This window comes from Streptomyces sp. NPDC021225, from assembly GCF_044332865.1.
Taxonomy (GTDB): Bacteria; Actinomycetota; Actinomycetes; order Streptomycetales; family Streptomycetaceae; genus Streptomyces.
This window is the reverse complement of the sequence record NZ_JBIRPV010000004.1, coordinates 882,110-891,910: the sequence shown is the minus strand read 5'-3', so window position 1 is coordinate 891,910 and position 9,801 is coordinate 882,110. Positions and strand designations below refer to the sequence as shown.

Sequence of the window (9,801 nt, the reverse complement as noted above, 5' to 3'; positions counted from 1 at the left end):
CCGCGGGTTTCCGGCCGGATGACCACTCCGCGCCCGACTCCGAGAACAGAAAGAGCAGAGAACGACCATGTCGAAGACCTTCACCTCCGGCCTCGCGCCCGGAGCGCTTCCTCTGCTGGGCCACGCGCGACAGCTGCGGCGGCGCCCCCTTCGTTTCCTGGAGTCGCTGCCGGGCATCGGCGACCTGGTCGAGATCAGACTCGGCCGCGAGCGGGTCTATGTGCCCTGCCACCCCGAGCTGGTGCGACAGGTCCTGACGGACGACCGCACCTTCGACCGTGGCGGCGCGCTTCAGGATCAGTTCTTCGAACTCTTCGGAGAGTGCGTGGCCACGGCCACGCACCACGGTCATCGCAGACAACGCCGCCTCATCCAGCCCGCGTTCCACCACGACCGGCTCGATGGGTACGCCCCGGTGGTGGAGGCCGACGCCGCGGCACTGCCGGACTCATGGCGCGAGGGGCAGACCTTCGACCTCTTTCCCGTGCTGTACACCTTCACCCTGCGATCCGTGATCGGCATGTTGTTCTCCGACCGGGTGGACGAAGCGACGAAGGACGAGGTGCACCGCCTGTTCCTCGCGATGACCGGCGGAGTCGCACCGCGCCATGGGGTGGCACGGCTGATCAGGCGGCCCGGCCCGGCTGAAGGACGCCGGCGATGGGCCGCCCATCAGCTCCGCGGCACCGTGGACCGAATCGTCGCGGACTATCGGCGGGCCGGTGAAACAGGGAAGGACATGCTGTCGGCGCTGCTCGCCGCCCGGGACGAGGACGGTGAGCGGCTGGACGACACCGAGGTCCGCAACCAGGCCATCATCATGCTGGCGGCCGGCAGTCACAGCCCGGCCACCGTGCTGACCTCCGTCTTCTATCTGCTGGCCGAGCACCGGGCGGCCGAGCACCGGCTCCACCGCGAAGTCGACGCCGTGCTGGGCGGGCGCCCGGCTCGCTGGACGGACCTTCCCGACCTGGCCTTCACCGGCCGAGTGATCACCGAGACACTGCGCCTGTACGCGCCCGCGTGGACTATCTTCCGCAAGACCACCAGGGAAGTCCGGCTGGCCGGACGGGACCTGCCGGCCGGAGCCACCGTTCTCGTCGTCCCCCTCATCCCGCACCGCCGCGACGACCTCTTCGAACACCCCAGGGCCTTCGATCCCGACCGCTGGCGCCCGGAGTGCGATTCGGCCGCCCAGCGCGGCGCCTTCAAGGCGTTCGGCGGTGGCGCGCGCAAGTGCGTCGGAGACGTCCTCGGCATGGCCCAGCTCAAGCTCGTCGTGGCCACGATCGCGAGCCGGTGGCGCCTGGAGTGCCTCCCCGACGCGCGCGTCCGCCCCCACGCGGGGGCGGTCGCCCCGCCCCCGCGCTACCTTCCGGTACGGCTGGTCGAGCGGCGGCGGTGACGTCATGACCGACAACAGCCGACACCGGCCGAGTTCGGAACCGCCGGTCGTGGATTTCTCGGTGGCGTCCGCGCGGGGCGGGGTTCCGCTGCTGGGACATGCCGCGCAACTGCTGTTCAAGCCGCTGGACTTCTTGGCTTCCCTTCCGGACCAAGGGGACCTGGTGAAGATCAGGATGGGGCCGTGGCCGGTCCATGTGGTCTGCCACCCCGAACTCGTCCACCGCCTCCTGGCCTCCGACCGATGCTTCGACAAGGGCGGGCCTCTGTACGACAGGCTGCGCGACCTGATCGGCGACGGTCTCGCCTCGTGTCCGTACGCCATCCACCGCCGTCGGCGCAGGCTGGTGCAGCCGGCGTTCCATCACACCCGGCTCCCTCTGTACGCCACGGTGATGACCCAGCAGATCGAGGAGACGACGCGGTCCTGGGCCGACGGTCAGATCCTGGATCTGCGCAACGAGTTGACGGGGCTCGCCACCAGAGTGCTGAGCAGGACGATCTTCACCGCGGACTTCAGCGGCCCGGCGATCGCGGCGCTCATCCCCTACGCCGAGCTGATCACCTCCAAGCTGAGCTGGCGGCTCCTGTGGGACGCGGCGCTCAAGGGGGTACCGACCCCCGGCAAGCGCCACTTCGCCCGCACCACCGAAGAACTCCGTTCCGCCGTGTACACCATGGCCCGGCGATACCGTGCCAGTGACACCGACCACGGCGATCTGATGTCCATGCTGCTGTCCGCACGCGACGACGACGGCAGCGGGCTCACCGACGCGGAGATCTTCGCCGAGGTCGTGACGATGGTTCTCGCCGGCACCGGTACCGTCCCCAACACCCTCAGCTGGGCATTCCACAACCTGGCGCAACACCCCGACATCGAAAAACGCCTCCACTCCGAGGTGGACGAGGTGCTCGGCGGCCGATGCGCCACCTGGGACGATCTGCCTGCCCTGCCCCTGACCGGGAGGATCTTCACGGAGGCGATGCGCCACTTCCCGTCGGATTGGCTCGTCACCCGGGTGGCCACGGAGGACACCGAAGTCGCCGGGCTCCGTCTGGCCGCCGGGAGCGTCGTCGCCTACTCGGGTCAGGTCGTCCACCGACGCCCCGACGTCTATCCGCAGCCGGATCTCTTCCTCCCCGACCGATGGCTGGACACTGGCCGGAAGCCTCCCCGGGGCGCGTTCCTCTCCTTCGGTGGCGGGGCACGCAAATGCATCGGCGACAAGTTCGGCACGATCGAGGGCGTTCTCGCCCTCTCCACCATCGCGGCACGCTGGCGTCTGGAGCCGGCCCGACCCGGCCGGGCCCGCTCCATCTCACCGTCCAGGAGATCGGCACCACCCCCGGCCATGCGCCTGGTCGCCCGCGGATGACGCCGGTCCGTGCCCGCGGCACGCCCCCTTGCCGCCATATATTGCAAAAATAAGAACTATCGAGAACAACTACCTCCCTCGCTCCCGGCGGAGGTGAGCGAATGTCCAAGCGGGCCCGCGTGGACGCGGCCGCTGCCAGACTGCGCGTGATCACCACAGCGGGCGACCATCTGACCGGCACCGACCTGCTGGGCTTCACCCTCGACCACGCGGTGACCGAGTCCGGTGGCCTTGGCGGCATGGTCCATCTACGCGACCCCGGCGGCCGTGGGCTGCTGCTGGCGGCAGTGCACGGGCTGCTCCGCACGGCCGCCCGGCAGTGGAGGGAGATCGACGAGACGGGCCCCACCGCCCCGGCCCGCGCCGTGGCCCGCGGGGTGCCGGTCTGGGAGCCCTCCCGCGCCGTCGAGGAACGCACCGGTGTGGCGCTGCCCGGTGGCGGTGGGCTGCTGGCCGTTCCCCTGATCGCTCCCGAGGGGACGGCGGGCGCACTGTCCGTGCTGACGGCCACCGCCGAGGGGCTCACGCCGCGGCAGCGCGCGGCCGTCGAAGCGCTCGCCGCGTGGCTCGCGCCGCGTGGCGGCGGACTGACCCCCGCCGCGCCGGACTCGGTGAGCCGGGCGCTGTGGCACATGGGCGACGCGTTTTTCGCGTTGGACAGGGCGTGGCGCATCACGTTCGTCAACGCGGAGGCGGAGCGGCTGCTGGGCGCCTCGCGCTCGCTGCTCGGCCGCACCCTGTGGGACGCCTTCGCGGATCTGCGCGTCGATCTCGCCGAGCCGGGCCTCCAGACCCGCTGCCGACAGGCCGTCGACAGCGGCGTCCCGGCCAACTTCAAGATGCGCTGGCCCACCAACCAGCGCTGGTACCAGATGCGGCTGGTCCCGGTGCCGGACGGGCTGACGGTCTACGCCGCCGACGTCACCGAAAGCCAGGTCCGGGAGGCGGAACGCGCCGCGGCCGAACGGTCCGCGGCCGCGCGCACCGCCCGGATCACCGAGCTGACCACCGCCCTCGCACAGGCCCTGACCATGCGCGATGTGGTGGCGGCCATCGCGGAGCGGCTGCTGCCGCCGTTCGGCGCCTCGGGTCTGGTCATCCAGCTCATCGAGGGCCAGGCGATACGCATCGCCGGGGCCGTCGGATACCCCCAGGCGTTTCTCGACCGGCTCGACGGATCCCCCGTCGCCGCCATTTCCCCGGTCGCGGAGGTGTACCACAGCGGGAAACCCGCGTTCATCGGCTCGGTCGAGGAGTACATCGCCCGCTATCCCCTGATGTCCCGGCTCCCCGCCGCGGCCGGCAAGGCCTCCTGGGCCTTTCTGCCACTGATCGTCTCCGGCCGCTGCATCGGCTGCTGCGTCATCTCCTTCGCCGAGCGGCGCCACCTCAACGGAGAGGAACGGGGTCTGCTCACCACGCTCAGCGGGCTGCTGGGACAGGCCATCGAGCGCGCCCGGCTGTACGACACCGAGCACAACCGCGCCAAGGAGCTCCAGCGGGGACTGCTGCCGCGGGCGCTCCCCTCACTGCGCTCCGTGGAGACCGCCGCGCGCTATCTGCCCGCCAGTGAGGGCATCGACGTCGGCGGCGACTGGTACGACGTGATCCCCCTGTCCGGGGCCCGGGTGGCGCTGGTCATCGGGGATGTGATGGGGCACGGCCTGCCGGAGGCGGCCACCATGGGGCGGCTGCGCACCGCCGTGCACACGCTGGCCGATCTGGAGTTCCCGCCCGCCGAACTGCTCACCCGCCTCAACGACCTCGTCAGCGACCTCGGGGAGAGCTTCTACGCCACCTGCCTGTATGCCGTGTACGACCCCGCGCCCGCCACCTGCACCTTCGCCTGCGCCGGACATCCGCCACCGGCCGTCGTGCCCCCGGGACAGCCCGTGCGGTTTCCGGACTACTCCCCCGACCCACCGCTGGGCGCCGCCCGGCCACCGTTCGAGACCAGCGAGATCAGCCTCCCGGAGGGGAGCCTGCTGGTGCTGTACACCGACGGTCTGGTGGAGGCCGGCACCCGCGATATCGACCACGGGATGAGCCATCTGGCGAGGGCGCTGTCCGGAGCGGTGTCCAGGTCCGGCCTCGGGCCGGGCGGACAGAACGAATCGCTGGAGCATCTGTGCGACGACGTGCTCGCCGAGCTGCTGCCGGACAAACAGCTCACGGACGACGACGCCGCGCTGCTGATCGCCCGCACCCATGCGATCACCTCCGAGGACATCACGACCTGGCTGCTGCCCGAGGGGCCGATCGCCGCGCGCGAGGCCCGCGACCACGTCCGGGACCAGCTGGCCCGCTGGGATCTCGACGCGCTCACCACAATCGCCGAGCTGCTGGTCAGTGAGCTGGTCGGAAACGCCATCCGGCATGCGAAGGGGCCCATCGGGCTGCGTCTGCTGCGGAGCGAGAAGCTGATCTGCGAGGTCTCCGACGCCAGTCTGACCACCCCCCGGATCCGCCACGCCTCGGACACCGACGAGGGCGGGCGCGGACTCCAGCTGGTGGCCGCCCTCTCCCAGCGCTGGGGCACCCGCTACACCTCCGCCGGGAAATGCATCTGGACCGAGCAGCAGATGCCCTGATCGCGGGGTTCACCGGGGCTCCGGGGGCCGCATGGCGGGGGAATGTTTCAGCCGACATAGAAATGCGCTGACTATGTCCGACCGAACATAGAAATGCGTTTTGCCTCGGCCAATACTCGATCGCAGTTCGGTGAACAGCAGCACCGGCCCCGGTTACGCACCCCTACTCCGCGCGTCGCGCGGCTGCCCTGCCATGCCCGCCGCACCGGACGAACCAGCAGTCCCGCTTCGTTCGAAGCCCGCACCTCGAAGGAGACGAGCAGCTTGCTCTCCCATACCTCTGCCTCGACGCCGAGCGCCGCCGCTCCCCGGCGCGACCGAGCCATCGTCAACCCGGCCACCGGCCAGGTGATCCGCACCGTCGCGGACAACACGGCGGCGGAGGTGGACGAGGCGGTGAGGGCGGCCAAGGCCGCCTTCGAGTCCGGCCCGTGGCCACGCCTGCCGCGCAGCGAACGAGCCAGGCACCTGCTGCGGTGCGCCGACGCGATCGAGGCGAACAGCGAGGTGTTGTTCCAGACGGAGACGCGGAACAACGGCCGTCCCATCAGCGAGACCAGGGCCCAGCTCTCGCGTGTTCCGGAGTGGTTCCGCTACAACGCGGGGCTGCTGGCCGCCCAGCGGGACGCGGTGCTGCCGGGAGACGGCCCGTACCTCACCTACCAGCGTCGTTCACCGCTCGGCGTGTGCGGCATCATCACCCCGTTCAACCACCCGCTCCTGATTCTGGCCCGCAGTCTGTCCGCTGCGCTGGCCACCGGGAACACGGTGGTGGTCAAGCCCTCCGAGCTGACTCCGCTGACCACGCTCGCGCTGGTCGACATCCTGCGGGACGCCGGGCTGCCGGAGGGGGTCGTCACCGTGGTGACCGGCGGGCGGGAGGTGGGTGAGCGGCTGACCGGGCATCCGGACATCGCCAAGATCACCCTGACCGGGGGGACCGAGGCGGGACGAGCGGCCGCGGTGGCCACCGCGGCCCGGTTCGCCCGCGTCACGGCCGAGCTCGGCGGCAAGACCCCGATCGTCGTCTTCGACGACATCGATCCGCGGGTGGCCGCCGAGGGAGCGGCGTTCGCGGCCTTTGTGGCGGCCGGGCAGTCCTGTGTCGCCGGCTCGCGTTTCCTGGTCCAGCGGGGCATCTACGACGCGTTCGTCGAGGCGCTCAGCGCCCGGGCCGCCGCGATCCGGATCGGGGATCCCGCGCAGCCGGGTACCCAGCTCGGCCCGCTGATCAGCGAGGTCCAGCGCGAGAAGGTGCTGCGGCTGATCGCCACCGGTGTCGAGGAAGGCGTCCGCGTCACCGCCGGCGGGGGTGTTCCCGAGCTGCCCGCCGAGCTCGCCGGCGGCTACTACCTGCGGCCCACCGTCCTGGCTGACGCCACCATGTCGATGACCGTCGCGAAGGAGGAGATCTTCGGCCCCGTCGCGGTCGTCGTGCCCTTCGACGACGAGGACGAGGCGGTCGCGATGGCCAACGACAACCGGTTCGGTCTCGGCGCCGGCGTCTGGACCCGGGACATCGCGCGCGGCCACCGGGTCGCGGACCGGGTCGTCGCCGGAATGGTGTGGGTGAACGACCACCACCGGCTGGAGCCGTCCCTTCCGTGGGGTGGGGTCAAGGAGTCCGGCACCGGCCGGGACGCCGGCCAGGAGTCCTTCGACGACTTCACCTGGGTCAAGACCGTTGTGGTGCGCACCGCCGCCGACGACGTCGACTGGTACGGGAGCGCCGAGCCCGGCCGCCTCAACTGACCACCGCGCACATGGCCTCACCCCCCACTGGTTCTGACACACCACCTCTTCCGCCACGTACAGCGAAGGACCCGCACATGTCGAAATCAGTGACCGACGGCAGCCCCGACCAGGGCCGGCGTACGGAGATCACCCGGATGCAATGGCTCGTCCTGCTGGGGACGACGCTGGGCTGGGCCCTGGACGGCTTCTCCGGAAGCCTCTACGCCCTGGTCCTCGGCCCGGCCATGACCGAGTTGCTCCCGAACAGCGGCATCCAGGCCGACGCGAGCGGGATCGGGCTGTACGGCGGACTGACGGTGGCCCTGTTCCTCACCGGCTGGGCGGTCGGCGGGATCCTGTTCGGCGTTCTGGCCGACTACTTCGGACGGGTCCGGGTGCTGTCCGTCGGCGTGGTCACCTACGCGGTGTTCACCGCGCTGGCGGCGTTGACCGACACCTGGTGGCAGCTCGGCGTGCTGCGGTTCATCGCCGGGCTCGGCTCGGGTGTCGAGGCGCCCGTGGGGGCCGCGCTGGTGGCCGAGGTGTGGAACAACCGCTACCGGGCGCGCGCCTGCGGTGTGATGATGTCCGGCTACGCCGCCGGGTTCTTCATCGCCGCGCTCGCGTACGAGCTGCTCGGCGACCACGGCTGGCGTCCCATGCTGGGCATCGCCGTGGTCCCCGCCCTCCTGGTCTGGTTCATCCGCCGGTACGTCCCCGACCCCCCGGAGATCAAGGATGTCATCGCGGCCCGCAGGACACGGAAGGCTCAGGGCCACACCGCCCCGGAGGACCGGTTCGTGCTGCGCCGGCTGCTCGCCCCGCCCTTCCTGAGCCGGACACTCGTCGGCACGGCGCTGGCCACCGGCTCGCTGGTTTCCTTCTGGAGCGTGTCGACCTGGTACCCCCAGATCATCCGTCAAATCGCCGTCGCCGACGAACTGTCCCCGGGGACCGCCAACAGCCATGTCGCGGTCGCGTCGATGCTGTTCAACGCGGGCGGCGTCGTCGGCTACGCCTCATGGGGGTTCCTCGCCGACGCGGTCGGACGGCGCAAGGCGTTCGCCGTCAGCTTCGCGGTGTCCACCCTGGGCGTCGCCTACCTCTTCCCCTTCCAGCACGGCTACGGCGAGTTCCTGGCCGCCCTTCCCGTCGTCGGATTCGGCCTGTTCGGGGCGTTGTCCGGGACGTTCGTCTATGGCCCCGAGCTCTTCCCGCCCAGTGTGCGGGCAACCGGTATGGCGCTGTGCAACAGCGTCGGCCGCCTGATCACCGCGGCGGGCCCGCTCGTGGCCGGGGTCATCGCGACCTCCTGGTTCGGCGGGGATCTGGGGCTGGCCACCACCTGTGTCGCGGCGGTCGGCCTGATATCGGCCGTGGGGCTGGTCTACGCGCCCGAGACCCGCGGGGCGGACCTGCCACGCGACCCCGTCCACCCCGGTCCGGAGCAGGCGCAGGCGCCTGCCGGACCGGCCACAGTCAAGGAGATGCATTCATGAACGCCTACGACGGCGCCACCGCGGCGGTCATCGGCGGGTCGATCGGCGGGCTGACCACCGCGCTGCTGCTGCGCGACCTCGGCTTCTCGGTCGATGTCTTCGAGCGGACCCCCAACGCCCTCGACGGCCGCGGCAGTGGCATCGTGCTCCAGCCGGACACCCTGCGCTGGTTCACCGAGCGCAGCGAGCAGCACCCCGAGGACCTGAGCACCAGCACCGACTGGGTTCAGTACCTGGACACCGACAACTCGGTCGTCCACCGCGAGCGGACGCGGTGGAGCTATACGTCCTGGGGCACGTTCTACCGGGCCCTGCTCGGCGACTTCGGGACGGACCACTACCACCTGGGCGAGTTCGCCTGTGGCTTCGACCAGGACGAACGCCGGGTCACCGTCCGCTTTGTGAGCGGCCGCGAGGTGTCCGCGGACCTGGTGGTCTTCGCCGACGGGATCACCTCGGTGGGCCGCGAGCGCCTCGATCCGGCCGCGGCTCTGCGGTACTCGGGCTACATCGGATGGCGCGGCACGGTGCCGGAGCGGGAGCTGTCCGAGGACACTCGTGAGCTGCTGCGGAACTCCATCAGCTACACCGTGGTGCCGCACTCGCACATCACGCTCTACCCGATCCCCGGCGACGGCGGGACCGGCCCGCAGGACCGGCTCATGAACTACGTCTGGTACAGAAATGTGCCCGAGGGCCCGGACCTGTCCGAGCTGCGGATCGACAAGCGGGGCATCCCCGGCACGGTGTCGGTGCATCCGGACCAGGTCCAGGACCGTTACGTCGACGAGATGCGGCAGGCCGCGCGCCGGATGCTGTCCCCCGCGGCGGCCGAGGTGGTGACGTCGACGGCCACTCCGTACGTCCAGGTCGTCACCGATGTACGCGCGTCCCGGATGGCCGAGGGCCGGGTGGCCCTGATCGGGGACGCGGCCTGCGCCGCGCGACCGCACGCGGCGGCGGGCACCGCGAAGGCGGCGGCCGACGCCTGGGCGCTGAGCGCCGCGCTCGAAAAGGCGGCGGGTGACATCGGCGCCGCCCTGCGCGCCTGGGAGCCGGCCCAGCTGGAACTCAGCGCCCGACTGCTCGACCGGGTGGTCGCCATGGGGAATCGGTCCCAGTTCGCCAACACCTGGACACCCGGCGACCCCAGCCTGCGGTTCGGCCTCTACGGCCCCGGGCTCTGACACCACCCGA

6 protein-coding genes are annotated in these 9,801 nt (G+C 71.0%); all 6 read left to right on the top strand.

All coding sequences use genetic code 11. The annotated features are described in order from the left end of the window. Positions 1–67 precede the first annotated feature (67 nt). Positions 68–1,405: a cytochrome P450 gene (locus ACH4S9_RS22245; protein ID WP_398373643.1), complete on the top strand. Its 1,338-nt coding sequence runs from the start codon at positions 68–70 to the stop codon at positions 1,403–1,405. Between the two features lie 4 nt (positions 1,406–1,409). Next, entirely contained in the window at positions 1,410–2,780 is a 1,371-nt protein-coding gene (locus ACH4S9_RS22240) for a cytochrome P450 (RefSeq protein ID WP_398373642.1), read from the top strand. Positions 2,781–2,881: 101 nt separating this feature from the next. Beyond that, on the top strand, positions 2,882–5,371 hold the full coding sequence (locus tag ACH4S9_RS22235; protein ID WP_398373641.1) for a SpoIIE family protein phosphatase: 2,490 nt from the start codon (positions 2,882–2,884) through the stop codon (positions 5,369–5,371). Positions 5,372–5,635: 264 nt separating this feature from the next. Then, on the top strand, positions 5,636–7,123 hold the full coding sequence (locus ACH4S9_RS22230; protein ID WP_361185639.1) for an aldehyde dehydrogenase: 1,488 nt from the start codon (positions 5,636–5,638) through the stop codon (positions 7,121–7,123). A 77-nt stretch (positions 7,124–7,200) separates the two neighbouring features. Continuing rightward, entirely contained in the window at positions 7,201–8,604 is a 1,404-nt protein-coding gene (locus ACH4S9_RS22225) for an MFS transporter (RefSeq protein WP_398373640.1), read from the top strand. After that, entirely contained in the window at positions 8,601–9,791 is a 1,191-nt protein-coding gene (locus tag ACH4S9_RS22220; protein ID WP_385346008.1) for an FAD-dependent monooxygenase, read from the top strand. Before ACH4S9_RS22225 ends, ACH4S9_RS22220 begins: the two co-directional genes overlap by 4 nt. The last annotated feature ends 10 nt before the right edge of the window (positions 9,792–9,801 follow it).